The organism is Bradyrhizobium sp. (genome assembly GCF_028868675.1).
In the GTDB taxonomy this organism is placed as follows: Bacteria; Pseudomonadota; Alphaproteobacteria; order Rhizobiales; family Xanthobacteraceae; genus Bradyrhizobium.
The window spans coordinates 1-25,533 of record NZ_JAGWUA010000045.1; the positions used below are offsets into that span (position 1 = coordinate 1).

Annotated in this window: 22 protein-coding genes and 1 pseudogene; 8 read left to right on the forward strand and 15 right to left on the reverse strand. The window is 67.0% G+C overall.

Annotated elements, in window-relative coordinates:
* A pseudogene (locus KGM94_RS08630) lies at window positions 1–523 on the forward strand (lipid-A-disaccharide synthase); the annotation flags it as partial.
* Between the two features lie 89 nt (window positions 524–612).
* Here KGM94_RS08630 and gltA read toward each other — a convergent pair.
* On the reverse strand, window positions 613–1,917 hold the full coding sequence (gltA, locus tag KGM94_RS08635; RefSeq protein ID WP_300256897.1) for a citrate synthase: 1,305 nt from the start codon (window positions 1,915–1,917) through the stop codon (window positions 613–615).
* Window positions 1,918–2,061: 144 nt separating this feature from the next.
* A complete protein-coding gene (gene gltX, locus KGM94_RS08640) occupies window positions 2,062–3,486 on the reverse strand; it encodes a glutamate--tRNA ligase (RefSeq protein ID WP_300256899.1) in 1,425 nt (474 codons plus the stop codon).
* A gap of 166 nt (window positions 3,487–3,652) precedes the next feature.
* Here gltX and KGM94_RS08645 point away from each other — a divergent pair, with 166 nt between their 5' ends.
* The 3 genes from KGM94_RS08645 to KGM94_RS08655 all read left to right on the forward strand — a co-directional run bounded on the left by KGM94_RS08645 (window position 3,653) and on the right by KGM94_RS08655 (window position 8,128).
* Entirely contained in the window at window positions 3,653–5,332 is a 1,680-nt protein-coding gene (locus KGM94_RS08645; RefSeq protein ID WP_300256901.1) for a glutamine--tRNA ligase/YqeY domain fusion protein, read from the forward strand.
* A gap of 22 nt (window positions 5,333–5,354) precedes the next feature.
* Window positions 5,355–5,741 carry an SgcJ/EcaC family oxidoreductase gene (locus KGM94_RS08650; protein ID WP_300256904.1) on the forward strand — a complete coding sequence of 129 codons (387 nt, stop codon included), beginning with the start codon at window positions 5,355–5,357 and terminating at the stop codon, window positions 5,739–5,741.
* Between the two features lie 107 nt (window positions 5,742–5,848).
* Window positions 5,849–8,128: a ComEC/Rec2 family competence protein gene (locus KGM94_RS08655; protein WP_300256907.1), complete on the forward strand. Its 2,280-nt coding sequence runs from the start codon at window positions 5,849–5,851 to the stop codon at window positions 8,126–8,128.
* A gap of 4 nt (window positions 8,129–8,132) precedes the next feature.
* Here KGM94_RS08655 and KGM94_RS08660 read toward each other — a convergent pair whose 3' ends face one another.
* From KGM94_RS08660 to glp, 3 genes are all read right to left on the reverse strand, one after another.
* Complete coding sequence (locus tag KGM94_RS08660; RefSeq protein WP_300256910.1) at window positions 8,133–8,561, reverse strand: hypothetical protein; 429 nt, start codon at window positions 8,559–8,561, stop codon at window positions 8,133–8,135.
* 347 nt (window positions 8,562–8,908) lie between these two features.
* Window positions 8,909–9,607 (reverse strand): transcriptional repressor LexA, encoded by a 699-nt coding sequence (gene lexA, locus KGM94_RS08665; protein WP_300256913.1) that lies wholly within the window; start codon window positions 9,605–9,607, stop codon window positions 8,909–8,911.
* 177 nt (window positions 9,608–9,784) lie between these two features.
* Window positions 9,785–10,996: a gephyrin-like molybdotransferase Glp gene (gene glp, locus KGM94_RS08670; RefSeq protein ID WP_300256917.1), complete on the reverse strand. Its 1,212-nt coding sequence runs from the start codon at window positions 10,994–10,996 to the stop codon at window positions 9,785–9,787.
* A gap of 273 nt (window positions 10,997–11,269) precedes the next feature.
* Between glp and KGM94_RS08675 the strand changes: the two genes are divergently transcribed.
* The gene (locus tag KGM94_RS08675; protein ID WP_300256920.1) at window positions 11,270–11,533 is read left to right on the forward strand and encodes a hypothetical protein; all 264 of its coding nucleotides are present in this window, start codon (window positions 11,270–11,272) and stop codon (window positions 11,531–11,533) included.
* A 17-nt stretch (window positions 11,534–11,550) separates the two neighbouring features.
* Here KGM94_RS08675 and KGM94_RS08680 read toward each other — a convergent pair whose 3' ends face one another.
* Together KGM94_RS08680 and KGM94_RS08685 are read right to left on the reverse strand one after the other, a co-directional pair.
* Entirely contained in the window at window positions 11,551–12,174 is a 624-nt protein-coding gene (locus tag KGM94_RS08680) for an HAD-IA family hydrolase (RefSeq protein ID WP_300256923.1), read from the reverse strand.
* 6 nt (window positions 12,175–12,180) lie between these two features.
* Window positions 12,181–13,308 (reverse strand): alpha-hydroxy acid oxidase, encoded by a 1,128-nt coding sequence (locus KGM94_RS08685; protein ID WP_300256925.1) that lies wholly within the window; start codon window positions 13,306–13,308, stop codon window positions 12,181–12,183.
* A 181-nt stretch (window positions 13,309–13,489) separates the two neighbouring features.
* Here KGM94_RS08685 and KGM94_RS08690 point away from each other — a divergent pair, with 181 nt between their 5' ends.
* Window positions 13,490–14,662: an NADH:flavin oxidoreductase/NADH oxidase gene (locus tag KGM94_RS08690; RefSeq protein WP_300256927.1), complete on the forward strand. Its 1,173-nt coding sequence runs from the start codon at window positions 13,490–13,492 to the stop codon at window positions 14,660–14,662.
* Window positions 14,663–14,726: 64 nt separating this feature from the next.
* A complete protein-coding gene (locus KGM94_RS08695) occupies window positions 14,727–16,067 on the forward strand; it encodes a S41 family peptidase (protein WP_300256929.1) in 1,341 nt (446 codons plus the stop codon).
* 52 nt (window positions 16,068–16,119) lie between these two features.
* On the opposite strand, the gene KGM94_RS08700 is transcribed toward KGM94_RS08695, so the two are convergent.
* From KGM94_RS08700 to KGM94_RS08735, 8 genes are all read right to left on the reverse strand, one after another.
* Window positions 16,120–16,521 carry a cupin domain-containing protein gene (locus KGM94_RS08700; RefSeq protein ID WP_300256949.1) on the reverse strand — a complete coding sequence of 134 codons (402 nt, stop codon included), beginning with the start codon at window positions 16,519–16,521 and terminating at the stop codon, window positions 16,120–16,122.
* Window positions 16,522–16,641: 120 nt separating this feature from the next.
* The gene (locus KGM94_RS08705; protein ID WP_300256931.1) at window positions 16,642–17,850 is read right to left on the reverse strand and encodes an arabinose transporter; all 1,209 of its coding nucleotides are present in this window, start codon (window positions 17,848–17,850) and stop codon (window positions 16,642–16,644) included.
* Window positions 17,851–17,867: 17 nt separating this feature from the next.
* Window positions 17,868–18,884: a zinc-dependent alcohol dehydrogenase family protein gene (locus tag KGM94_RS08710; protein ID WP_300256933.1), complete on the reverse strand. Its 1,017-nt coding sequence runs from the start codon at window positions 18,882–18,884 to the stop codon at window positions 17,868–17,870.
* A 307-nt stretch (window positions 18,885–19,191) separates the two neighbouring features.
* Complete coding sequence (locus KGM94_RS08715; protein ID WP_300256936.1) at window positions 19,192–20,100, reverse strand: LysR family transcriptional regulator; 909 nt, start codon at window positions 20,098–20,100, stop codon at window positions 19,192–19,194.
* Between the two features lie 72 nt (window positions 20,101–20,172).
* Window positions 20,173–20,670 (reverse strand): cyclic pyranopterin monophosphate synthase MoaC, encoded by a 498-nt coding sequence (gene moaC / locus KGM94_RS08720; RefSeq protein ID WP_300256938.1) that lies wholly within the window; start codon window positions 20,668–20,670, stop codon window positions 20,173–20,175.
* Between the two features lies 1 nt (window position 20,671).
* Window positions 20,672–21,493, reverse strand: coding sequence for an indole-3-glycerol phosphate synthase TrpC (trpC, locus tag KGM94_RS08725; RefSeq protein WP_300256940.1), 822 nt, complete (start codon window positions 21,491–21,493; stop codon window positions 20,672–20,674).
* A 7-nt stretch (window positions 21,494–21,500) separates the two neighbouring features.
* Window positions 21,501–22,514, reverse strand: coding sequence for an anthranilate phosphoribosyltransferase (gene trpD / locus KGM94_RS08730; RefSeq protein WP_300256943.1), 1,014 nt, complete (start codon window positions 22,512–22,514; stop codon window positions 21,501–21,503).
* Window positions 22,515–22,529: 15 nt separating this feature from the next.
* Entirely contained in the window at window positions 22,530–24,425 is a 1,896-nt protein-coding gene (locus KGM94_RS08735; protein WP_300256945.1) for a peptidylprolyl isomerase, read from the reverse strand.
* 220 nt (window positions 24,426–24,645) lie between these two features.
* Between KGM94_RS08735 and tpiA the strand changes: the two genes are divergently transcribed.
* Window positions 24,646–25,401 (forward strand): triose-phosphate isomerase, encoded by a 756-nt coding sequence (gene tpiA, locus KGM94_RS08740; protein WP_300256947.1) that lies wholly within the window; start codon window positions 24,646–24,648, stop codon window positions 25,399–25,401.
* Window positions 25,402–25,533 lie beyond the last annotated feature (132 nt).

The window sequence follows — 25,533 nt, forward strand, 5'->3', positions numbered from 1 at the left end:
GCGGCTGCAGGAACAGGGCACGAAGTTCGAACTGGTGCTGCCGACCATGCCGCATCTGCAGGAAGCGGTGGTGGAAGCCGTCAAGACATGGCCGGTGCAGCCGCAAGTCGTGATCGGCGAGCAGGAGAAGCGCGCCAAATTCCGGATTGCGCAAGCTGCGCTCGCCAAATCCGGCACGGTGACGCTCGAGCTGGCATTGGCCGGCGTGCCGATGGTGACGGCCTATCGTACCGGCAGCATGGAAGCCTGGATCCTGCGCCGCGCCATCAAGGTGAACTCGGTGATCCTGGCCAACCTCGTGATCGGCGAGAATGTCATCCCGGAGTTTTTGCAGGAAGACTGCACGCCTGAAAAACTCGCCGATGCGCTGCGCGAGGTGCTCAGCGACAGCGAACTGCGCCGCAAGCAGGTCGAGGCATTCGGCAAAATCGACGGGATCCTCTCGACCGGCAACCAGCCGCCGAGCGTGCGCGCCGCCGATATCGTGCTGGCGACGATGTACAAGGGGCGGCGGGTTTCGTAGGGCGGATTAGCGGAGCGTAATCCGCCCTACAAAGAAAAAGCCGGACGCGACGACCGCATCCGGCTTTTGATTTCTCACGCGATCCGCGCTTACTTCCGCTTGTCCATCTCCACGTAATCGCGGCGGCCGACGCCGGTGTAGAGCTGGCGCGGGCGGCCGATCTTCTGCTGCGGGTCCTCGATCATCTCGCTCCACTGGCTGATCCAGCCGACGGTGCGGGCGACCGCGAACAGCACGGTGAACATCGAGACCGGGAAGCCCATCGCCTTCAGCGTGATGCCCGAATAGAAGTCGACGTTCGGATAGAGCTTGCGGTCGATGAAGTACTGGTCGCTGAGCGCGATCTTCTCGAGCTCGAGGGCGACCTTGAGCATCGGATCGTCGCCGTGGCCGGTCTCCTTCAGCACCGCGTGACACATCTTCTGCATGATCTTGGCGCGCGGATCGTAGTTCTTGTAGACGCGGTGGCCAAAACCCATCAGGCGGACTTCGCTGTTCTTGTCCTTCACCTTGGCGATGAATTCCGGAATCTTGTCGACCGATCCGATCTCGGCGAGCATGGCGAGCGCGGCTTCGTTGGCGCCGCCATGGGCCGGGCCCCACAGGCAGGCGATGCCGGCCGCGATGCAGGCGAACGGATTGGCGCCGGAGGAGCCGGCGATGCGCACCGTCGAGGTCGAGGCGTTCTGCTCGTGGTCGGCGTGCAGGATGAAGATCTTCTCCAGCGCGTCCGCGAGCACCGGGCTGACCTTGTACTCCTCGCAGGGCACCGCGAAGCACATGTGCAGGAAGTTCTCGGCGAACTTCAGCGAGTTCTTCGGATACACGAAGGGCTGGCCGACGGAATATTTGTAGGCCATCGCGGCCAGCGTCGGGATCTTGGCGATCATCCGCATGGAGGCGATCATGCGCTGCCGCGGATCGTTGATGTCGGTCGAGTCGTGATAGAATGCAGCGAGCGCGCCGACGCAGGCCACCATCACCGCCATCGGGTGAGCATCGCGGCGGAAGCCCTGGAAGAATCGGACCATCTGCTCGTGAACCATGGTGTGCCGGATCACGCGCAAGTCGAAGTCCTTCTTTTGCGCGGCTGTCGGCAGGTTCCCGTACAGCAGGAGGTAGCAGGTCTCGAGAAAATCGCCGTGCTCGGCGAGCTGCTCGATCGGATAGCCGCGGTATTCCAGCACGCCCGCATCGCCGTCGATATAGGTGATCTTGGATTGGCAGCTCGCGGTCGAGGTGAAGCCCGGATCGTAGGTGAACAGGCCCGACTGGCCGTAGAGCTTGCCGATGTCGACGACGTCAGGCCCGACGCTGCCGCTGAGGATCGGGAGCTCGTAGTTCTTGTTGCCCACCGTCAGCGTTGCGGTTTTCGTGTTGGATTTTACGTCCATCGTTATCCCCGATGATATCTATGAAACGGGCCGGACCTGGTGCGCCCAAGGCGTGGCGGGGCAGGCCGGAATGTCCAGAAGGTACGGGTGGAATGGGTATATTATTGCTGTGTGCGCTGCAAGACGGACCCGGCCAAGAGCTACTTACGTCGTAGCCTGATCGTTAAGCCGGGCGAGACTTTCCGACCGTCCCAGGACGTCCAGAACCTCGAAAATCCCGGGCGAGGTGGTGCGACCGGTGAGCGCCGCCCGCAGCGGTTGGGCGACCGCGCCGAGCTTGAGACTATTTTCCTCGGCAAAGGCGCGCAGCGCCGCCTCGGCGCCGGCGGCGCTCCAGTCGCCGACATTCTGAAGCGCGGAATGCAGTCGCCCGATCAGCGTCCGGTTCTCCGGCGTCAGCAGCGCGGCCGCCTTCGGATCGAGTTCCAGCGGCCGGTCGGCGAAGATGAAATAGGCGCCGTCGATCAGCTCGATCAGGGTCTTGGCGCGCTCCTTCAAGGCCGGCATCGCCTTGAGGAGTTGCGCGCGCGTGGCGTCGTTCAGCTTGGCCTTGAGCTCGGCGCGGCCGGGAACGTGGTCGAGCACGTCCTCGAACATCTTCACCAGCGTCGCATCGTCGGCCTCGCGGATGTAGTGGCCGTTGAGGTTTTCCAGTTTGGCGAAATCGAAGCGTGCCGCCGCTCGCCCAATGCCGGACAGGTCGAAGGCCGCGATCATCTCCCCGGTGGAGAATATCTCCTGGTCGCCGTGGCTCCAGCCGAGCCGGACGAGGTAATTGCGTAGCGCCGCCGGCAGATAGCCCATGGCGCGGTAGGCGTCGACGCCGAGCGCGCCATGACGCTTGGAGAGCTTCGAGCCGTCCGGGCCGTGGATCAGCGGGATGTGCGACATGCTGGGCAGCGCCCAGCCCATGGCGTCGTAGATCTGCTTCTGGCGCGCCGCGTTGATCAGGTGATCGTCGCCGCGGATGATGTGGGTCACCGCCATGTCGTGGTCGTCGACCACGACCGCGAGCATGTAGGTCGGCGTGCCGTCGCCGCGCAGCAGCACGAGGTCGTCGAGGTTCTCGTTCTGCCAGACCACGCGGCCCTGCACCTGGTCCTCGATCACGGTCTCGCCGGTCTGCGGCGCGCGCAGGCGGATGGTCGGCTTCATGCCTGACGGCGCGGTCGCGGGATCGCGATCGCGCCACAGGCCGTCGTAGAGGCGCGTGCGGCCTTCAGCGCGCGCCTTCTCGCGCATCGCGGTCAGTTCCTCGGGCGTGGCGTAGCAGCGATAGGCCTTGCCCTCGGCCAAGAGTTGCTCGGCGACCTCGCGATGGCGGGCGGCGCGGCTGAACTGGTGGATGACCTCGCCGTCCCAGTTGAGCTCCAGCCATTTCAGCCCGTCGAGGATGGCGTCGATCGCCTCCTTGGTGGAGCGCTCGCGGTCGGTGTCCTCGATCCTGAGCAGCATCCGGCCGCCGTGCTTCTTCGCATAGAGCCAGTTGAACAGCGCGGTGCGGGCGCCCCCGATATGGAGGAAGCCGGTCGGCGAGGGGGCAAAGCGCGTGACGACGGAATCGGTCATGAAGGGAGCGGCCCATGCGTTGGAAGCGGTGGTGTATAGCAGGACTTGCGCATAACTAAAGCCTGCCGGCGAAGCACCCGGCTTGGATCAGGGCTCGTATCAGGGCTTGGCTGCCGCCATCGAATTTGGCAGAAGGACCGCTGATTTCCCGACAGGATATTGGCGAATGGCGACAGAACCGGTGGCGACTGAGGTGGGGCGCGATTTCATTCGCGACGTCATCCAGGCCGATCTCGACCAGGGCAGATACAAGGAGATCGTGACCCGGTTCCCGCCGGAGCCGAACGGCTATCTGCATATCGGTCACGCCAAGTCGATCGCGCTCAATTTCGGCATTGCGCAAGAGTTTGCCGGCCGCTGCCATCTGCGCTTCGACGACACCAATCCGGTCAGGGAGGAGCAGGAATACATCGATTCCATCCAGGCCGACGTGCGCTGGCTCGGCTTCGACTGGGACAAGAACTTGTTCTACGCCTCCGATTATTTCGAGCGGCTGTACGACTGGGCCGAGGGGCTGATCCGCGCCGGCCTCGCCTATGTCGACGACCAGACCCAGGAGGAGATCCGTGCCTCCCGCGGCACGCTGACCGAGCCCGGCAAGAACTCGCCATTCCGCGACCGCTCGGTGGAGGAAAACCTCGACCTGTTCCGCCGCATGAAGGCCGGCGAGTTCCCGAACGGCGCGCGCGTGCTGCGCGCGAAGATCGACATGGCCTCGCCCAACATCAATTTGCGCGACCCCGTGATGTACCGCATCCTGCATGCACATCATCCGCGCACCGGCGACAAATGGTGCATCTACCCGAGCTACGACTACGCCCACGGCCAGTCGGACGCGATCGAGGGCATCACGCATTCGATCTGCACGCTGGAGTTCGAGGACCACCGGCCGCTCTACGACTGGTTCATCGAAAAGCTGCCGGTGCCGTCAAAGCCGCACCAGTACGAATTCGCGCGGCTCAACCTGACCTACACGCTGCTCTCCAAGCGCGTGCTGACGCTGCTGGTGCGCGACGGCCATGTCGCGGGCTGGGACGATCCGCGCATGCCGACGATCGCGGGCATGCGCCGCCGCGGCGTGCCGCCGGCGGCCTTGCGCGAATTCATCAAGCGCATCGGCGTCGCCAAGGCCAACAGCGTGGTCGACGTCGGCATGCTCGAATTCTGCATCCGCGAGGAATTGAACCGCACGTCGCAGCGGCGCATGGCGGTGCTGCGGCCGCTCAAGGTCGTGATCGAGAACTATCCGGAAGGGCAGGTCGAGGAGCTCGAGGCGATCAACCACCCCGACGACCCCACCGCCGGCACGCGCAAGATCGCCTTCGGCCGCGAGATCTTCATCGAGCGCGACGATTTCATGGAGAACCCGCCGAAAAAATTCTTCCGCCTGTCGCCGGGCAACGAGGTGCGACTGCGCTACGCCTATTTCGTCAAATGCACCGGCGTCATCAAGAACGATGCCGGCGAGGTGGTGGAACTGCGCTGCACCTATGATCCCGCGACCAAGGGCGGCAACGCGCCCGATGGCCGCAAGGTCAAGGCGACCATGCACTGGCTGCCGGCGGCACAGTCGGTGCCTGCCGAGGTACGCATCTACAACCAGCTGTTCTCCAATCCGAGCCCGGACGCGGCCAATTTCGCCGCCGACCTCAACCCGCAGTCGCTGGAGATGCTCCCCGATGCGCGGCTCGAGCCGTCGGTCGCCGAGAGCAGCGCGACCGAGCCGATGCAGTTCGAACGCCAGGGCTATTTCGTGCGCGACAAGGATTCGTCGCCCGGCAGGCCGGTGTTCATCCGCACCATCGGCCTGCGCGACACCTTTGCCAGGGAAGTCGCCAAGGGTTGAGGAAGGGCTGAGAGGGCAGGCCATGCAGGACGACGCCGACGCCATCGTCTCCGCCATCATGGCGAAATGGGCCGCGGGCTTCGCCACGCTCGATGCCGCCGCGCTGTCCTCACTCTATGCGAAGAACGCGTTCTTCTTCGGCTCCAACCCAAAACTCTATCGCGGCCGCGACGGCGTCGCCGCCTATTTCGACGGCCTGCCGCGCTTTCGCGCGCCGAGCGTCAAATTCTCCGAGGTGGCATCGGCGATGGTCGCGCCCGGCGTGATCAACATGGCCGCGATCTTCTCGTTTGATCTGGCCGGCGAACGTCCACCGCTTACGGTCAAGATGAGCTGGGTCATCGTGCACGAGGATGGCGGCTGGAAGATCGTCAATCACCACGCCTCGTCGAAAGAGCCGCTGATTTAGCGGCGCAGCCACTTTTTCGGTTCATTCTGCATCCGTTCTCCTATCGCGGCGGTCTCGCCCTCCGGTAGCCTTGCTGCGCGCAAGCGTATTGCAGGGTGTCAAGCGTCATGGCCGAGCCGTCCCGGCCGCAGCGTTCGCAACAGGGCATTGCCGGGACCTGGCCTGTGGGCAGGGCGGGCAGGGGCCGCCTTGCGCCGGCGGGGTTCGGCGCCTGGTCGTCGCTCGCCGAGACGCTGCGCGGCTGGGTGAAGGCCGAGGCCGGCGCCGGGCGACTGTTGCCCTGGGTGCCCATAGCCTTCGGCAGCGGCATTGCACTTTATTTCGCAGCCGATCACGAGCCGGTGCTGTCGGTCACGGTGGTCGCGGCGATTGTGCTCACGGCGAGCGCTGTGCTGCTCAGGCGCAGCAGGCTGTTCGTGTCCGCCGTGATGATCGCCGCTGTGGCCGCCGGCTTTGCCACGGCGACGGTGCGGTCCGCGCGGGTCGCCCACACGGTGCTGGCAAAACCGCTCTATGCGACATCGTTGTCGGGTTTTGTCGAGACCCGCGACATCCGTGAGCGCAGCGACCGTTTTGTGCTGCGCGTGACGGAGATGGACGCGCCGCGCAGCGAGGTTAGGCTCGAGCGCGTTCGCCTGTCGGTGCGCAAGGGCACGGCGCCCGAGGTCGGCAGTTTTGTGCAGCTCAAGGCGCAGCTCCTGCCGCCGCTCGCTCCGGTGCGGCCCGGCAGCTACGATTTTTCCCGCGACATGTTCTTCCAGGGTATCGGCGCCTCGGGTTTCGTCATGGGCGCGATTGCGAGCGCGGCGCCGCCGGACGGCGGCGGCTTGCGACTGCGTTACGCGGCGATCATGCAGGGACTGCGCGACGGCATCGATTTCCGCATCCGCAACGTGCTCGATGGCGACAATCGCGCCATTGCCACCGCGCTCCTCACCGGACGCCGCGATGCGATCACCGCGCCGGTGAACGACGCCATGTTCATCTCCGGCCTCGGGCACGTGCTGTCGATCTCCGGCTATCACATGGCGGTCGTCGCCGGCGTGGTGTTTTTCGCGGTGCGCGCGCTGCTGGCGCTGATCCCAGGACTGGCCATGAGCTCTCAGATCAAGAAATGGTCGGCGGCCGCGGCGCTGGTTGCGGCCGCGTTCTACCTGCTGCTGTCGGGAGCGGAGGTCGCCACCCAACGCTCGTTCTTCATGACGGCGGTGGTGCTGATCGCGGTGATGGTCGACCGCCGCGCCATCACCTTCCGCACGCTGGCGGTCGCGGCGATGATCGTGCTCGCGATGGCGCCCGAGGCGCTGGTGCATCCAAGTTTTCAGATGTCGTTTGCGGCAACGCTCGGCCTCGTCGCGCTGGTGCAGGTCGGCATGCCGAACCTGTTCGCCTCGCCCGAGCATTCGGCGACCGCGCGCGTGGCGCTGTGGGGCGGCCGCGAGATCGTCATGCTGTTCTTGGCCTCGCTTGTGGCGGGGCTCGCGACCACGCCCTATGCCGCCTTCCATTTCCATCGCGTCACGCCCTACGGCGTGCTCGCCAATCTCGCGGCGATGCCCGTGGTCTCGGCGCTGGTGATGCCGGCAGGCCTGCTCGGCCTCCTAGCGGCGCCGTTCGGGCTCGACGGGGTGTTCTGGTGGCTGATGGGGATCGGCATCGACTGGATGGTCGCGGTCGCGCGCGCCGTTGCGGCGCTGCCCGGCGCGGTCGGGCGCATCGCTGCGTTCGGCATCGCGCCGCTGATCGCGGCGAGCATCGGTATCATCCTGATGGGGCTCTTGCGCACGCCGCTGCGCTGGGCCGGCGCGCTGGTGCTGGCGCTTGCGATCGGCTGGGCGTTGTCGGTGCGGCAGCCGGACGTTCTGATCGCCGGCGACGGCCACAGCGTTGCGGTGCGGGGCGGGGACGGGCGTCTGCATCTGATCCGCACCGGCAAGGACGCCTTTCTCTTGAGGGAGTGGCTCGCAGCCGATGCCGATCCGCGGGCCGTCAGTGACACCTCGCTCGGCGATGGCGTCTCCTGCGACGATGCCGGCTGCGTGAGCCCGCTTGCCGACGGTCGCCTGGTCGCGCTGGCGCTGCGCGCCGAAGCGCTTGCGGATGATTGCAGCCGGGCCGCGCTCGTGGTGGCGGCAACGCCTGCGGCTCCGGAGTGCACGTCCATGGTGGTGGATCGGGAGCGCCTGCGCCGGCAGGGCGCGCTGGCGCTGTCGCGGAATGGCGATGGATTTGCGGTGGCGCCGGGCAGGCCGCGGGGTGCAAGCCGTCCCTGGTCGCCGGCAGCCGCCGGCGATGGCAATATCGAAGCGAGCCTCGCGCCAAGGCCGGCTGTGCCGCGCAACAAGGACGCAACGCCGTCGGAGGCCGACCTGCAGGCCGAGGAGTGAGCCGTCAGCCGATCGGCAGGCGGGTGACCGGCGGCAGCCGCTCGGGTGCTGTCTGCGGCTTGTGCTCGGCAGGCGCATGCGTGACCGGCAGCTGCAGCACGGTCGCGCGCTGGCCCTCGACGAGCTGCGTCACCAGTACGGACTTGCCGTCGGGGAATTCGATCGCGTCGTGGTGCCGATCGGGAATGTGCGGATCGACCTTGCCGAACTTGCCGACGCGCGAGTTGACGGTGCGCGTCCAGATCCAGCGATTGTCGTAGCGGACGTTATCGGCGAAGGCGAGCTCGGTGCCCGGCAGCAGGCAGACCGCGCAGGAGAGATCGCTCTCCGAGGCGAAGCCGCGCGTCGAGGTGCCGCGGAAGGTCGTCGTGACCAGCGTCTCGCCGACTTGAGCGGGGCGGGTCGCAACCGCATGCAGGCTGTAGTCACACATCGCAGGTGCTCCTCGTTCGAGATAGCAACCCACGCCTCCCTCGAGGCGCAGGCCTCTATCAGAGTGGAAGCGTCCAAACGTCTGCGCGGTTGAAGGCAAATCTGCGGCTCGCAGGCGCGGCACGCGATCACAATATCTTTTCCGATTGATCAGGAACGGACCAGGGGGCGAGCGCGTTTGATTCCATTCGTCCGTTCGCGACCGCAGGCGCTTTGACAAGCCTGTATCCGTACTCGGCGTAGGGCACAGCAACTACGGGCGGACGCTTCCTCCGTCCGTCTCGCACGTAGCTTTCGGCAAGCGGCCCGTCCCAGAACAGCCTGGATGACGAGCCCGCAAGGCGGTGCTCAGTACTTCCGGTACAGCCCGATCAGCTTGCCCTGAATCTTCACCCGGTTCGGCGGCAGGATGCGCACCTCATAGGCGGTGTTGGCCGGCTCGAGCGCGATGGAGGCGCCGCGGCGGCGGAAGCGCTTCAGGGTGGCTTCCTCGTCGTCGATCAGCGCCACCACGATGTCGCCGGTGTCGGCGCTCTCGTTGCGCTGGATCAGCGCCATGTCGCCGTCGAGGATGCCGGCATCGACCATGGAGTCGCCGCGCACTTCGAGCGCGTAGTGCTCGCCGGAGCCGAGCATGTCGGGTGGCACGCTGATGGTGTGGCTGCGGGTCTGCAGCGCCTCGATCGGGGTGCCGGCCGCGATGCGCCCCATCACGGGAACGGCGACCGGGCGCTCGCCCTCGTCCGCCGGCGCGCTCGAGCCGCGGACCTTGCCGAGATTGCCTTCGATGACGCTCGGGGTGAAGCCGCGGCGGGCGCTGCCGGAGGCCTGCAACTCGGGCAGCTTGATGACCTCGATGGCGCGGGCGCGGTTCGGCAGGCGGCGGATGAAGCCGCGTTCCTCCAGCGCCGTGATCAGGCGGTGGATGCCCGACTTCGAGCGCAGATCGAGCGCGTCCTTCATCTCGTCGAAGGAGGGCGGCACGCCGCTTTCCTTCAGACGCTCGCTGATGAACCGCAGAAGCTCGTATTGTTTGCGCGTCAACATCTCGACCAAATCCCCCGGGTTGATGTCGTTCGATTCCGAGACGCTGGATTTCAGCGGTTGCCAGCGAAATTCTCGAAACAAATCATGAACGGACACTATATGTTCGATATGTGTTCCGCAACTACTTAATTTACCGTGAACGTTCCGAAGCTCGGAGGCTTGCCGCGCGCGCAGCGCTCAGACCGGCAGGCGCAGCACCTCGCAAGGCGCGCCGGAAGCGGCCTTCGGCGCGAACGGCGCGCGCACGAGAAGCGCCTGTGCCGCAGCGAGATTCGCCAGCAGCGAGGAGTCCTGGTGGTTGACGGGAACCGCGACCGGCGTGCCGTCCTCGCGCTGTTCGAGCCTCGCGCGCAGATAGTCCTCGCGCGCGTCGTTGGCGGGAACGTCGCGCCCGAGCACGGCGCGTTCGCGACGGTGGTGAATCGCGTTGCGGCCGGCGAGGGCGCGAATCAGCGGCACCATGAACAGGAAGCCGCAGACATAGGACGACACGGGATTGCCGGGCAGGCCGATCACCCGCATGGCGCCGAGACGGCCGTGCATCATCGGCTTGCCCGGCCGCATCGCGATCTTCCAGAACGCCAGTTCAAACCCCTCGGCCTCCAGCGCCGGCTTGACCAGATCGTGGTCGCCGACCGAGGCGCCGCCGGTGGTAATCAGGATATCGGCGCCGCTGTCGCGGGCGCGGCGGATGCCGGCGGTGGTGGCTTTCACGGTGTCGGCGGCAATGCCGAGATCGACGGTGTCGGCGCCTTCGGCGCGGGCGAGCGCATGCAGCGCGTAGCCGTTGGAGAACACGATCTGGCCTGCGCCCGGTGTGGTGCCGGGCATCACCAGCTCGTCGCCGGTGGCGAGGATCGCGATCCTGGGCCGGCGGCGGACGGGCAGCCGGGGATGATTCATGCCGGCGGCGAGCGACAGGTCGCGCTCGGTGAGCCGGGTTCCGGCCTTCAGCAGCACGTCGCCCTCGCGGAAGTCGACGCCGGCGGGGCGGATGTGCCTCCCGGCGATCGCGGCCTCCTTGATCGTGATCAGCCTGCCGTCGGCGACCGTGTCCTCCTGGATCACCACGGCGTCGGCGCCGTCGGGAACGACGCCTCCGGTAAAGATCCGCACGGCTTCACCGGGCCCGACATGCCCGGCAAAGGGCCGGCCGGCCGCGACCTCGCCGGTCACGGTGAGCTGCGTATCCACCCGCGCCGCATCAGTCGCGCGCACGGCATAGCCGTCCATCGCCGACATCGCCTGCGGCGGCTGGGTGCGCAAGGCGGCGACGTCGCGCGCCAGCACGCGGTGCCAGGCCTCATCCAGCGCGACCATCTCCTCGGGCATGGGTGCGGCGCCCGCAAGCACGGCGGCCAGCGCATCGGAAACCGGCATCAGGGCCACGGGCGAAACTCCTGCTTTCCGCAAATCGCGAAGGGGCGTTCTAGCCGAGCCGAGGCGTGGAGGCAAAAGGGCGATACGGCATGAAAAACCCTTGCGGTCCGCATTGTCGACGGTTGCCCAGGTTACGTCGTCAGTCCTCCGGGACCGACATGATTAGAATTCTCCGCATTCCGCTCACCGGCGGCCAACCGTGCCGGAAGATGCCGCACGGCCGTAAACCCGGCCTTCGCGGCCGGCCATGCATCCTCCCGGCAAAGGGGAGGCTCGCATCCGATGCCCGTGTTGAGGGAGTGCGCCATCGTAGCTGCGGCGCTGTTTGCGCTGCTGGTCGTGTCCGACGCCATGTTCGGCGAGGATGCGGGCCGCGGGCGCTTCGATGCCGCGCTCTACGACAGTACGACCTACGCGCCGCGATCGGACGATAGCTTGCGCAACGCGTCGCCGGCCGTCCGTGTCCGCGAGGTGTTCGCCCAGTTCCTTCCGGGCGAAGGCCAGCGCGGCAAGCGCTACTCGTCGCTGACGACCTTCATCCGCTGACCGGGCGCGCTGCCGCCTCAGATCCCCAGCGCCTTCAGCGCATTGCCGACATCGGCGGCCGTCGTGACGTGCACGGCCTGCAGACCCCGGGCGCGCGCAGCTTCGACGTTCTCGGCAAGATCGTCGAAAAAGACGACGCGCCCGACCGGCAGGCCGATCGCCCGCACGACATGGTCGAAGGCGGCAGCGTCCGGCTTGCGCAGGCCGATGCTGGAGGACAGATACATCTCGCGGAAGTGGCCGAGCAGGCCGGCGAATTCCTTCGAAAAATATTCGACGTGCGGGGCGTTGGTATTGGAGAAGGCATAGAGCGGCATGTGCCGCGCCGCGCGCGGCAAGTGATGGGCGATGTCCGGCATCGCGCCGGCGAAGATCGCGTTCCAGCCCTCCAGGAACTGGTCGTCGGAAATCGCAATCCCGAGGGCTGTGCGCAGCGTCTCGAAATAGGCGGCGTCGCTGAGCTTGCCGACCTCGTGCAGCCGGTAGGCCTCGTCGCGCACGTAGCGCGCGACGATGGTCTCGGGCGCGCAGCCCGCGTGCCCCGCCCAGCAGGCGATCGCCCTGGAGAAGTCGATGTCGAGCACCACGCGCCCGAGATCGAACAGGAGGGCGTCGGCGCTGCCGGGGGAGAGAGCCGTCATTTGACCTCAGTACCGGTATGGCTCGATGTCCAAGAGCGGAAACGCGCTGAACACGCTCGGCGCGTTGGTGGCCGTCGCCGGATGCAGGCAGGCCTTGTTGACCTCGGCAAACGAGGTCGCGCCCAGCAGGCCGAGGCAACGCAGCACCTCGTCCTCCAGCAGCTCCAGCATCCGCGTCACGCCGGCTTCGCCGGCGGCGGCCAGCGCCCAGCACTGCAGGCGGCCGATGCCGACGAGGTCGGCGCCCGCCGCGATCGCCTTCACCACGTCGGTGCCGCGGCAGAAGCCGCCATCGACCATGATCTTGGCGCGGCCCTTCACGGCGTCGATGATCTCCGGCAGCACATGCATGGCGCCGCGGCCGTGATCGAGCTGGCGGCCACCGTGGTTGGAGACGTAGATCCACTCGACGCCATGGTCGATCGCGATCTGCGCGTCCTCGGCCGTCGCGATGCCCTTGATGATGAGCGGGATCTTGAACTTGTCCTTGACGAGCTTCACGGTCCGCCAGTTCAGTCCCTTCTGGTAGTCGCCGCCGGTGGCGCGCAGCCGGCTCTCGCGAACATAGCGTTTGGCGATGTCGCGTTCGCGACGGCTGTAGTGGGCGGTGTCGACCGTCAGGCAGAAGCCGGCATAGTTGTTCTTGATGGAGCGGCTGACCACGTCCTCGACGAAGGCGTCGTCGCCGCGGACATAGAGCTGGTAGAAGCGCAGCGCGTCGGGCGCGGCTTCGGCGACCTTCTCGAGGCCGGGTTCCGACACCGAGCTCAGCATGTGCGATGCGCCGAATGCGCCAGCGCCGCGCGCCACGGCCGCGGCACCATTGGGATCGAATATCTCCAGCGCGCCGACCGGGGCCAGCACCACCGGCAGGCGCAGCCTGCGGCCGAACTGCTCGACCGAGCCGTCGACCTTGCGGACGTCGCGCAGCACGCGCGGGCGGAACGCGATCTCGTCCAGCGCCATGCGGTTGCGGCGCATGGTGGTCTCGGTCTCGGCGGCGCCGACGATGTAGTCCCAGGCGTTCTGGTTGAGATTGGCGCGCGCCTTGCGCACGAACTCGTGCAGGTTCTGGAACGTTTCGTTGCTGGCGCCGAGCTCGACGTTCCGTTGCGGCCGGATTGTTTCGTTCATTGTTGTCCTCCCCGGGGACTCGGATCTTCCTTTGTCTCATCGCCTATCGCGTCCAAGAGCCGGATACCATCCCAAAATTGCATGGCTTCCGGGCGACCGGCGCGCGGCGGCTTTGCCGTATCCAACGATCCGTATATCGTCGGCGCGCCGTCGCCAAGACGACCGCCGCGGGGAAAACGTCATGTCCGGAATTCAGCTCTTTTCGCCGCTTTCGGTCCGCGACGTCACCTTGCGCAACCGGATCGTGGTGCCGCCGATGCATCAATATTCGGCGGTGAAGGGATTTCCGACCGACTGGCACCTGATGAATGCGGGCAAGTTCGCCGCCGGCGGCGCCGGCCTCGTGATCGTCGAGTCCACCAAGGTGGAGCGCCGCGGCTGCGGCACGGTCGGCGATCTCGGCATCTGGGACGACAAGTTCATCGCGCCTCTCGGCCGGCTGGTGAAGTTCATCCATGAGCAGAACGCGGTCGCCGGCATCCAGCTCGGCCATTCCGGCCGCAAGGCGCGCGCCAACCGGCCCTGGGAAGGCGACGGCCCGCTGACGCGAAGGCCGGAGATCGAGGACTGGGACGCCTGGACGCCGGTTGCTCCCAGCGCCATCGCCCACAGCGAAAAATGGCCGGTGCCGCGCGCGCTCGGGACAGCCGAGGTGAAGGACCTCGTCGAGGCCTGGGGACAGGCCGGGCGCAGGGCGCATGAGGCGGGCTTCGACGTGCTGGAGCTGCACGGCGCGCACGGCTATCTCGTGCACGAGTTCCTGTCCGAGCGCTCCAATCAGCGCGACGACGCCTATGGCGGCTCCGAGCTCAATCGCATGCGGTTCCTGATCGAGGTCACCGAGGCGGTGCGGAAGCACTGGCCGGCGGGCAAGCCGCTGTTCGTGCGGCTGTCGGTCGAGGACAATGCCGGCTGGGGCCCGGAGCAGAGCGTGAAGCTCGCGACCATCCTGAAGGGCAAGGGCGTCGACGTGATCGACTGCTCCTCCGGCGGCATCACCGACGTCGCGCCGATTCTCGGCAAGGAGATCAAGTACAACTACCAGGTGCCGCTTTCGGACTACGTCAAGCACCATGCCGACATCATGACCATGGCGGTCGGGCTGATCATCCATGGCGACCAGGCCGAGCAGATTCTCAGGCGGGGCCAGGCCGATCTGATCGCGGTCGGACGCGAAATCCTCAACAATCCCAACTGGCCGATGGATGCCGCCCTGAAACTGGGCGTCGAGGGGCCGTTCCGCAACGTGCCGCCGCAATTCGGCTATTGGCTCGGCACCCGCGACAAGCGGGGTTTCGGGACCAGGCCGTCGACCTGGCAGACTGGCCTTGAAGAAACCGGAAAGCTATTGTGAGAAGCGGGCTGGATCGCCATTTGCAGGCTCGGTCCGACCGCAACCGATAAAGGCCAGCTCATCCATGCGGAAGTCCCTGCTGTTCCCCCTGGGCGCGCTCGCGGGCGCCTCCCTGACCCTCCTGGTGACCGGCCCCCACGGCGGGAATTGGGTGACCGGCGCGCGGGCGGCGGCGGGTGCCGATAGCGCCTATTCGCAGCTCAACCTGTTTGGCGAGGTGTTCGAGCGGGTCAAGGCGAGCTACGTCGAGAAGCCGGACAACGCCAAGCTGATCGAGGGCGCGATCACCGGCATGGTGACCTCGCTCGACCCGCATTCGCGTTACATGAACGCGAAGTCGTGGACCGAGATGCAGGAGACCACCTCCGGCGAGTTCGGCGGCCTCGGCATCGAGGTCACCATGGAGGACGGCCTCGTCAAGGTCGTGGCCCCGATCGACGATACGCCGGCGGCCAAGGCGGGCATCCTGTCGGGCGACCTGATCGCCAAGATCGACGGCGAGGCGGTGCAGGGCATGACGCTGGAGCAGGCCGTCAACAAGATGAAGGGGCCGGTCGACACCAAGACCAAGCTCACCGTGGTGCGCAAGGGCGCCGACAAGCCGCTCGAGATCGCGATCACGCGGCAGATCATCCATGTGCGGCCGGTGCGCTATCGCACCGAGGGCGATATCGGCTACATCCGCATCACCTCGTTCAACGACCAGACCACCGATGGATTGCGCAAGGCGATCGCATCGATCTCCAGGGATGTCCCGGCGGAGAAGCTCGCCGGCTACGTCGTCGACCTCCGCAACAATCCTGGCGGACTGCTCGACCAGGCGGTCTCGGTGTCCAGCGCCTTCCTCGGCCGTGGCGAGGTGGTGTCGACGCGCGGCCGTAACCCGGAAGAGACCCAGCGCTACACCGCGCATGGCGGCGACCTCACCAAGGGCAAGCCGCTGGTCGTGCTGATCAATGGCGGCTCGGCCTCGGCCTCGGAGATCGTGGCCGGCGCGCTGCACGATCACAAGCGCGCGACCCTGATCGGCACGCGCTCGTTCGGCAAGGGGTCGGTGCAGACCATCATTCCGCTCGGCTCCGCCAACGGCGCGCTGGCGCTGACCACGGCGCGCTACTACACGCCGTCGGGCCGCTCGATCCAGGCCCAGGGCATCGCGCCCGACATCGAGATCCTGCAGGACGTTCCGCCCGAACTCAGCGGCCGCAACGACACCATGGGCGAGGCGTCGATGCGCGGCCATCTCTCCGCGGTCGGCGGCGGCGAGCAGACCGGCTCGCAATCCTACGTTCCGCCCGACGAGAAGGACGACAAGGCGCTGCACGCGGCCTTCGACTTCCTGCACGGCGCCACCACGCTGAACGCGGCCGCGCGCCCCGCGCCGAAGACGACGGTGCCGAATTAGCCGGCACGCCGCGGCAGGTCTCGGCCCGAAGCCGACGAGAAGGTGCGGCCGTTCACTTCCGATATTGTTCGTCGCTGACCTTCTCCATCCAGTCGACGGCCTTGCCGCCGAGGGACTCCTGAATGGCGATGTGGGTCATTGCCGTGGTTGGCGCAGCGCCGTGCCAGTGCTTCAAGCCCGGCGGAAACCAGACCACGTCGCCGGGCCGGACTTCCTCGATCGTGCCTCCCTCGCGCTGGACCCATCCGAGCCCGGCGGTGACGATCAGGGTTTGACCGAGCGGATGCGTGTGCCACGCGGTACGGGCGCCCGGCTCGAACGTAACCAGCGCGCCGCCTGCGCGAGCGGGATCGGGAGCCTGGAACAGCGGGTCGATCCGAACCATCCCGGTGAACCAGCCGTCAGGGCCCCTTTGTGAGGCACGCGAACCGTTTCTCTTGATGTCGAGTTCCATTTCGGACTCCTTGTGCGTTTCGGGCGTCAGCGCCGACAGCCGGTTGATCTCGAGGGCTGCGGCGGCGCTGCCGCAGGCGATCACGTCTCTGCGTGTGATCATGTTCCACTCATCGCATCCTCATTGCGAGGCCGCGTCCGGGGTCGGCGGATGTGCCAACAGCCACGCTGCGACGATGGCGGCGCAGACCACGATCAGGGCGCTGGCGAGGAAGACGACGTTCAACCTCGCACCGGTCGCGACGAGGCCGAGCACGGGGCTCGCGAACCCCTGGGCGAGGTCGAGAAAGGCCGTGTAGGCTCCCATGGCCAGACCGCGGCTCTGGGCAGGCACGCGGCGGACCGCCTCGACGCCGAAGCCGGGATAGACCAGCGAGAAACCGAATCCGGTGAGCGCCGCGCCGGCCAGGGCCAACTCGGGTCGAACGGCGAGCCAAATCAGTGTCTGTCCGACGGCTTCGATGACCGCACACACCAGCGCGACCTTGGCCCCGCCGAGCGCATCAGCCACATGGCTGAAGAATATCCGCGCCATGATGAAGGCGACCGCGTAGGCCGTGTAGGCGAGCCACCCGTTGGGCCATCCGCGGCTCGCGAACAGCAAGGCGACGAACGTGGTCACGGCTCCGAACCCCACGCTGCCGAGCGCCGAGCCGAGGCCCGGTACCCAGACGGCACCGATCACTTTGACGAATGAGAAGCGGACCTGATCCATCGGCGCAACCGCGGGAAGCCGCGCCACGAGCAGCAGCGGGATCAGTGGAGCCGCTGCGGTCGCGACCGCGATTGCGGCGAAGCCGTAGTTGACGTACAGCGCGGCGCCCACTGGCGCGCCGATCGCGAAGGCCGCGAACATCGCCACACCCACCCATGCGATGACCTTGCCGGTGCGCCCGGCATCGACGAGCGCCAGCCCCCAACTGACCGCAGCCGTGATGATGAAGCTTTCCGCGCCGCCCAGCAGTCCTCGACCGAGGAGGAGTACCGCGACCGAGGTCAGGGGCGCTTCGGTAAAGCCAAGCGACGCCAGGTACAGAATCCCCGATGCCGCGGCAGCGAGCAGGCCGGCGACCACGCCGCGCTTGGCTCCCCTGCTGTCGGAGAAGTTGCCGGCCCATGGCCGCGAGACCAGCGAGGCCGCGAATTGGCTGCCGGCGACCAGGCCGACCACGAAAGTGCCCAGTCCCAGGCCGTCGTGCACGTGGAGCGGAAGGATGGGCATCGCGATGCCGATGACGAGAAAGGCGACGAAGACCACCCCCATGATCGGCAGCAAGGTCGCTACGAGGCTCGGGGCCGTGCCGGGCTGCGGCATCGCGGTTACCGACATGCGACGCCGCCGCGGTCTCACAGGGTGAGCATCGTCTTGATGGCTCGCCGTTCGTCCATTGCACGATAGCCTTCCGCGACATCGGCGAGAGGCAGCGCGAGGTCGAACACCCTGCCGGGCTTGATCTTGCCTGCGAGAACACGATCCATCAGGTCGGGCAGGAACCGACGGACCGGAGCCGGGCCTCCGAGCATGCGCCGTTGCGCAAAGAACATTGCCTGTCCGTCGAACGTCACGCCGTGAGGGACCCCGACATAGCCGATCGAGCCGCCCGGGCGCACGGAGTCGATGGCCTGCGTCATGGATTCCTGCGTGCCGACGCACTCCAGAACGGAGTCCGCGCCGACTCCTTCCGTGAGCTCTTTCACGCGCCCGACGCCTGCTGACCCGCGTTCGGCCACGATGTCCGTCGCACCGAAATCCCGCGCCAATTCCTGCCGGCTCTTGTGCCGGCTCATTACTATGATGCGCTCCGCGCCCTTCTCCTTCGCGGCCAGGACGCCCATCAATCCCACGGCGCCGTCGCCGACGACGGCCACCGTCGATCCGGGACGGACATTGGCGGCATCGGCGGCGTACCAGCCGGTCCCGAGCACATCGGACGTCGCCAGCAGGTGCGGTACGAGATCATCGTCCGGTACTTCAGCCGTAGCGACCAGCGTGCCATCGGCCAGCGGCACGCGCGCGTAAGGCGCCTGCGCTCCCGTCATGAATTCGCGCTGCACGCAGGAGGAGTGAAAGCCGAACCTGCAGTGCGGGCAGGTGTTGTCGGAGAGGCAGAAGGAGCCGACCACGAACTGGCCGGGGCGAACGGTTCTGACCTCGCTGCCGACCTCGACGACGATGCCGCAGTATTCGTGGCCCATATGGGCTGGAGCGTCCATTGGCTGCAATCCGCGATAAGGCCAGAGGTCGGATCCGCAAATGCAGGTGGCCGACAACTTGATGATGGCATCGGTGGGTTTGGCGATCCTGGGATCATCGACCTGTTCGAAACGGACGTCACGGGGTCCGTACATGACTGTCGCAAGCACGGTTATTCCTCCTCTCGCGCTGGTGAAACGATGAGCGATGCACGGCGAGAGCTGGCTCGGGCGAGCACCGTCGTCGGCGAACGCGGTGGCGCCTTACACGTCATCTGTGCACGGAACATAAGCCGCGCCGCGGTCGGTCATCATCCCCTGGCCGTGCGATGAAGCGATGAGCCGCATTCATCGATCCTTCACGCCGCGCCGGTCCTCGTAGCGTGCCTCTGGCAACTGGTCCGCTATCGAGATCGTTACCGCGGAGGCCGTCTGGACCGCTTCGTCGCTTCGCTCCTCGCGATGACGGTGCGTCGGGTCAGAATGCCAACGGCTGCATCTCGCGGATCAGGTCGATCAGCAGGCGCAGCCCCGTCGGCAGTTGGCGACGGCCCGGATAGTAGATGTGGAAGCCCGGCCCCAGGGGTGCCCAGTCGTCGAGGACGCTGCGCAAGAGTCCCTGCGACATCAGCGGTGCGGCGCAAGGCGCAGGCAAATAGGCGACGGCTGTCCCGGCCACGGTCAGCGCGAGCGCGAATGGGGTTTCATCGATGGTGATCGCGCCCGGAGCGTCGATGGCAAGCTCCTCGCCGTCCTTCTCGAACTCCCAATGATAGATGCTGTCGTCGCCCAGACGTACGCGCAAGCACTGGTGATCGTACAAATCGCGCGGGTGCGCGGGCACGCCGTGGCGGTCGAAATAGGCGGGCGCTCCCACCACGACCCAGCGGATGTCGCCTGACAGACGCTGTGCAACCATGTCTTCCGGGACCGTGCCGCCGTACCGTATGCCGGCATCAGCCCCTTGCGCGACGACGTCTACCAGGTAGTTTGAGACGGCGACGTCGACCTCGATACCTGGATAGCGTTCGACGAAGACCGGGAGAACCGGGCCAAGCAGCAGCGAACTCGCGTGCTCCAGGACGTTGAGGCGAATCCGCCCTGCGGGCTCGGCCCGATAGCGGTTCAGCGCCTCCACCGCGCTGCCGATCGCATCGAAGGGAGCCGCAAGCGCTGTTTGCAGCTCTGCCCCTGCGGAGGTAAGGGTGACGCTCCGGCTCGTCCGGTTGAACAGCCGTACACCCAGCCGCGCCTCCAGTCCTTTCAGCGAGTGGCTCAGTGCGGAAGCGCTGACGCCGAGTTCGAGGCCGGCCCGACGAAAGCTGCGATGCTTCGCAAGCGCCAGGAAGTAGGCGAAGTCGGCAAGATCGGTGCGGTTGATGCGCATGTCCCGGACTTTGACCGCACGGCCGTCGGCTTGCAATCAGGTTGCGGGCCGTTCGACGATCGTTCGAGACGATCAGGCGCGATAGTGGCCGGACTTGCCGCCCTTCTTCTCGACCAAATGGATGCCCTCGATCCGCACGCCGCGCTCCACCGCCTTGATCATGTCGTAGATGGTCAGGCAGGCGACCGAGACCGCGGTCAGCGCCTCCATCTCGACGCCGGTCGGACCCGTGACCTTCACCGTTGCCTTCACGCGGCAGCCTGGCAGCTTCGCATCGGGTTCGATGTCGAGGGTGACCTTCGACAGCGCCAGCGGATGGCAGAGCGGGATCAGCTCGGAGGTGCGCTTGGCGGCCATGATGCCGGCGATCCGGGCGGTGCCGAGCACGTCGCCCTTCTTGGCGTTGCCGGACAGGATGAGGTCGAGCGTCGCCCTGGTCATGACGACGCGGCCTTCGGCGACCGCGACGCGCTCGGTCGCAGGCTTCTGCGAGACGTCGACCATGCGCGCCTCGCCGGAGGCGCCGATGTGGGTCAGCGCGGGGCCTGTCTTCGAGGAGCGGCGCGCCATGTCAGCGCGTGCCCGTGGCGCGGGGCGCCGCCTCGCGGGCGAGCAGCGCGCGCGTGGCGGCGGCCACGTCGGCCTGCCGCATCAGGCTCTCGCCGACCAGGAAGGTCGACATGCCGACGCGCGCGAGCCGGGCGAGATCGGCCGGCGTGAAGATGCCGCTCTCGCCGACCATCAGGCGGTCGCGCGGGATCAGCGGCGCCAGCGCCTCGCTGGTCGCAAGCGTGGTCTCGAAGGTGCGCAAGTTGCGGTTGTTGATCCCGATCATCGGCGAACGCAGCTTCAGCGCGCGATCGAGTTCGGCGCGGTCGTGGATCTCGATCAGCACGTCCATGCCGTAGGCGATCGCGGCGTCCTCGATGTCCTTCGCGGCCGCGTCGTCGAGCGCGGCCATGATGATCAGGATGCAGTCGGCGCCGTGGGCGCGGGCTTCCGCGACCTGGTAGGTGTCGAACATGAAGTCCTTGCGCAAGGCGGGCAGCGACGTCGCCGCGCGCGCCGCGACCAGGAAATCGAGATGACCCTGGAAGGAGGGCGCATCCGTCAGCACCGACAGGCAGGCGGCGCCTCCGGCCTCATAGGCACGGGCAAGCTGCGGCGGGTCGAAATCGGCGCGGATCAGCCCCTTTGACGGCGATGCCTTCTTGATCTCGGCGATCAGCGCATAGTCGCCGTTCGCGAGCCTTTGCCGGATCGCGCGCACGAAGCCGCGCGGCGCGCCGGCGGCCTTCGCGCTTGCCTCGACGGCCGAGAGCGGCCGGGCGCGCTTGGCGGCGGCGATCTCCTCGCGCTTGTAGACCTCGATCCTGGTCAGGATGTCCGACATGCGAGGCTCAGCCGTTGGAGACCGCGACGAGGTGCTTCAGCCGGGCGGCGGCGGCCCCGCTGTCGATCGAATTCACGCCGATCGCGACACCTTCCTTGAGGTCCTTGACACGGCCGGCGACGACCAGAGCCGCGGCCGCGTTCATGAGCGCGACGTCGCGATAGGGGCTCGGCATGCCGTCGAGCACGCTCTGCAGCGCCACCGCATTGGCGTCGGCGTCGCCGCCCTTGAGGCCATCGGCGTGACAGCGCTCGAGGCCGGCATCGGCGGGGTTGATCTCGAAGTTGCGGATCTCGCCATCGTGGAGGGCGCTGACGAAGGTCGGGCCGGTGAGGGTGATCTCGTCGAGCCCGTCGGAGCCGTGCACGACCCAGACGGAGACCGCACCGAGGTTCTTCAGCACCTGCGCCAGCGGCTGCACCCATTGCCGGGAGAACACGCCGACCATCTGTCGCTTGACGCCGGCCGGATTGGACAGCGGTCCGAGCAGGTTGAAGATGGTGCGGGTGGCGAGCTCGACCCGGGTCGGGCCGACGTTCTTCATGGCGGGATGATGGGCCGGGGCGAACATGAAGCCGATGCCGCACTCCTTCACGCAGCGCCCGACCTGCTCGGGCCTCAGGTCGATCTTGACGCCGAGCGAGGCCAGCACGTCGGCGGCGCCCGAGCGCGACGACAGCGCGCGATTGCCGTGCTTGGCCACGGGCACGCCGGCGCCCGCGACGATGAAGGAGGCGCAGGTCGAGACGTTGACCGAACCCGAGCCGTCGCCGCCGGTGCCGACGATGTCGACGGCTTCCGGGGGAGCCTCGACCCGCAGCATCTTGGAGCGCATCGCCGAGACCGCGCCGGTGATCTCGTCGACGGTCTCGCCGCGGACCCGGAGCGCCATCAGGAGCCCGCCCATCTGCGAGGGCGTCGCCTCGCCGGACATCATGGCGTCGAAGGCGGAAGCCGCCTCCTCACGCGACAGGCTGGCGCCGGTCGCCACTTTTCCAATGATCGATTTCAGGTCGTCCATCGCGTGCTTTCAAACTTACTGGTTCGCGCCCGTCACCTGCGCGAAGGCGGCCTGGTTGATGGTGGTCCCGATGTCGGTTTCGAGCTTGGCGACGTAGGCGGCGACCTGTTCGTCGGTCAGCGAGCGATCGAGGTCTTCCTTCATCTTCTTCACGGCGTCCGAGGCCGCATCGACCGGCGGATCGACGATGTCGGTCACGCGGAAGACGACGACGTCGCTGCCGGCGGGCGTCTGACCGACGCCGTCCTTGGCGGTTCGGAACGCAGCGGTGACCAGGCTCGCGGGCGCGCCGGCGGGCGAGTCGTCGCGCTTGAAGCGCGCGGCGGTCTCGACCTTGGCGCCGATACCGGACGCTTCGTCGGCGAGCTTGCCGCCCTGTTCGACCTTCTGGACCATCTCGGTCGCCTTCGCCTTCAGCTTGGCGGCGATCTGGTCCTGGCGCCAGCGCGCCTCGACCTGGTCGCGGACCTCGTCGAGATTGCGCTCGCGCGACGGTGTGATGCCGAGCACGTCGTACCAGACATAGCCGCCGCGGAACGAGATCGGATCGTTGTCGACGCCGACGTCGCTGTTGAAGGCCTGCGACACCACGTCGAGGCCCTGGGGGATGTTGGCGACCGGCTGCCCGTTCGGCGCGCGGCCGGAACGGTCGACGGCGTCGATGGTCACGGGGCTCAGCCCGAGCTTCTGCGCGGCCTCGACCACGCTGGCGCCGCCGCCGCGCTCGTCCTCCATCTTGTCGCGCAATTCCCCGACCTTGGTCCGCGCGCGCTCGGTCGCGAGCTCGCGCTTCAGTTCGGGGGCGGCCGCCGCATAGTTCGGCTCGACGCCCGGCTCGATCTTGTCGACCTTGACCAGCGCCACGCCGAAGCGGCCCTGCACCGGCTGGCTGATCTCGCCCGAGGGCAGCGCGAAGGCGGCATCGGCCACGGCCGGATCGAGGATCGCCGACTTGGCTACGAGCCCGAGATCGACGTCGGCCGGATTGAGGCCGCGCTCCTTGGCGAGGTCCTCGAACGACAATCCGCTCGTGAGTCGGTTGCGCGCCGTCTGGGCCTCCTCGACGTTGGGGAATACCATCTGGTGCACCTCGCGCTTCTCGGGCGTGCCGAGCCGGTCCTTGCGTTGGTCGAACAGCTTCCTGGCGTCCTCGTCGGACACTTCGGTCCACTTGCCGACCTCTTCCGGCGAGATCACGACGAAGGCGATCTTGCGGTATTCGGGCGCGCGGAACTGGACCTTGTGATCCTCGAAATAGGCGGCGAGCGCCTCGGGCGAGGGGGGATCGATCTGGCCCGCCTGCGCGGCGTCGAGCTTGACGAATTCCACCGAGCGCAGCTCGTTCTGGTAGCGGCTCAGCGCATCGATCATCGTCTTCGACGGCTCGATGCCGGCGCCGATCGTGCCGGTGATCTGCCGGCGCAGCGACACGCGGCGCTGCTCGGCGATGTAGCGCTGCTCGGTGAAGCCGAAATTGCGGATCACCGCCTGGAAGCGCTGCGGATCGAACTTGCCGTCGACCCCCTTGAAGTTCGGATCGTTCATGACGACGCGGCGGATCTCGTCGTCGGACTGGCCGAGCCCGAGCCGGTGGGCCTCCTCGTTCAGCGCCGCTTCCGCAATGGTCTGCTGCAGCACCTGGCGATCGAGCCCGAAGGCGCGCGCCTGCTCCTGGGTCAGCGGCCGGCCGAACTGGCGGCCGATCTGCTGCAGGCGATCGGTATAGATTTGCCGGAACTCGTTCAGCGAAATCTCGGTGCCGCCGACCTTGGCCACCGTCGACTGGCCGAAGCCGCGGAAGATGTCGGCGATACCCCAAATGCCGAAACTGACGATCAATATACCCATCACCACGGCCATGATGGTCTTGCCGAGCCAGTTTGATGAGGCCTTGCGCATTCCTCGAAGCATTGAGTCCAACTTGTTTGGCAGGAGGGAACCGGATCGCGCTCTAAAGCAGATTCTGCAAAAGCGCGTCACCGGATTGATAAGCCATCATAAAGTGGCGGCTTTGCCCCCGCAACCTCGGCCCATCCGGTGACTCGATCCTGCGGTTGAGGGCCCCGGGTCTCTGGAACTGAGGCGCAGGCTCTGCTAGCGCATGCGCAAAGCCCTTTCGCTGGATTTTGACATGACCGAAGCCATCCGACCGCTGATCGCCGGCAACTGGAAAATGAACGGCCTGAAGGCCTCCATTGCCGAATTCGACGCCATGCTCGCCGGCGCGGCAGCCGTCGCCGCCAAGGCCGACCTTCTGGTGTGCCCGCCGGCGACGCTGGTGGCCGCCTTTGCCGCCAAGGCGCGCGGCACCAAGGTCGCGGTCGGGGCGCAGGATTGCCATCCCAACGCGTCGGGCGCCCATACCGGCGACATCTCCGCGGAAATGCTGGCCGACGCAGGCGCCTCCGCGGTCATCGTCGGCCATTCGGAGCGCCGCGCCGACCACGGCGAGGACGACCTCCTGGTGAAGCAGAAGGCGGAGGCGGTCTGGCGCGCCGGCCTCACCGCGATCGTCTGCGTCGGCGAGACGCAAGCCCAGCGTGACGCCGGCCAGACCCTCGATATCCTGCACGGCCAGCTCAATCTGTCGCTGCCCGAGGGCTCGCGCGCCGCCAATCTGGTGGTGGCCTATGAGCCGGTCTGGGCGATCGGTACCGGGCTCACCCCGACGGCCAAGGATGTTGAACAGATTCATGGCTTTATCCGCAAACTCCTGACCTCCCGGTTCAATACCGAGGGGACGCGGATGCGTATTCTCTATGGCGGCTCGGTCAAGCCGTCGAACGCGGCCGAGTTGATGGCAGTGGCCAACGTCAACGGCGCGCTGGTCGGCGGCGCCAGCCTGAAGGCGGCCGATTTCCTTGCGATCGCCGCCGGCTGCCCCTAGCTAACGGCTAGATGCGGTGCCGGGCGATCGGGGGTGGCAATGGCCGTTCCGATCGTGTAACACCGCGCCACTTCAGGAAAACCCGCAAGGCGCGCTCGGCAGCCGGTATCGGCGCTGTCGGCCTGTGACGGA